Annotated in this window: 2 protein-coding genes; both read right to left on the bottom strand. The window is 64.4% G+C overall.

What is annotated here, in order from left to right; translation table 11 throughout:
* Positions 1-581 (bottom strand): beta-ketoacyl synthase N-terminal-like domain-containing protein (locus tag ACIP5Y_RS47965; protein WP_400360528.1); only part of this gene is annotated, 581 nt, incomplete at its 3' end.
* A 60-nt stretch (positions 582-641) separates the two neighbouring features.
* Positions 642-1257: phosphopantetheine-binding protein (locus ACIP5Y_RS47960; protein ID WP_400360527.1), on the bottom strand; the 616-nt coding region annotated here is incomplete at its 5' end.

Genomic DNA, 1257 nt, shown 5'->3' with positions numbered 1-1257 from the left:
TCCACCGTCACCGCCGGCCCCTCCAAACCCAACACATACGACACACGACCCGACAACACCGAAGATGAGTTACCCGTCAACACATGCCCCTGGGCATCGTCGGCGTTGGTCGTGATGCTGCTGTAGCCATAGGGTGCGGCGCCCACAAACACGCCAACACGGGCACCAATTACCGATCGCGGCTCGATGCCGGCATGTTCCAACGCAGTCCATGACGTCTCCAGCAGCAGCCGCTGCTGGGGATCCATCGCCAGGGCCTCACGCGGCGAAATCCCGAAGAACTCGGCATCGAAGCCGCCCGCGTCGTCAAGGAAGCCACCGCCACTGGAGGTACCGCTCAGTTCTCCGGCATCCCAACCTCGGTCGGTCGGGAACGGTCCAATCGCATCGCCGCCGTCAATCACCAACCGCCACAGACTCTCGGCGTCATGCACCCCGCTGGGGAGTCGACATGCCATGCCGACGATCGCCAACGGGTCGCTCGCGACGTCCAGGAGTTCCTGATTCTGACGCTTGAGCCGCTGGTTTTCCAGCAGGGACGTGCGCAACGCCTCGACGATCCGTTCATCGGGCTGGTTCATGGTGGGCTCCACGGGTCTTGAGATGAGTCAGGTCGGCGGGTTGGCGGCGGCTCTACTGGCTCACAGCTCGTCCCCCGACAGTCCAAGTTCGTCTTCGATGAATCGGTAGACCTCGTCGGGCGTCTCCCACTTCTCACCGTCATCCACGGACGCGGGTGGGTGCGACGTGTCGAGCATCGCGCGCAGGCGGTTGGCGATACCGTCCCGTTCGGCGGCGATAAGATCGGCAGCGACGAATGCGGCGGTGAACACCTCCAGCTGCGACAGCAGCGAGCTCATAGTCGCGCCTGTGCCATCTCCGGTCGTGTTGCCGAGTAGTGAGGTGAGGTGGGTAGCGAGGCGCTGGGCGTTCGGATGGTCGAAGACCAGGGTGGCGGGCAGGGTCGTACCGGTAACCGCTTGAAGCCGGTTGCGTAGTTCCACCGCGCTCAGCGAGTCGAAACCCAGATCGGTGAACGCCTTGGTCGTGCTCACCTGCTCACGCCGATACCCCAGCACCGCAGCCACCGTGTCCCGGACGACGATCAGCAGACGCTGCTGCCGTTCCTGCGGGGTGAGCCGGGCGAGCACATCGTGGTGATCCTGTTGTCTGGCGGTGGGGCGTTGCGGCCCACCGGTCAGCCCATGCCAGAGCGCAGGGAGATCAGGCCTGGCCCGCAACACAATCAAATCCAGC

The organism is Nocardia sp. NPDC088792 (assembly GCF_044750615.1).
Classification (GTDB): Bacteria; Actinomycetota; Actinomycetes; order Mycobacteriales; family Mycobacteriaceae; genus Nocardia.
Note: the sequence above shows the minus strand (reverse complement) of the source record. Positions and strands in the feature narration are given on the sequence as shown.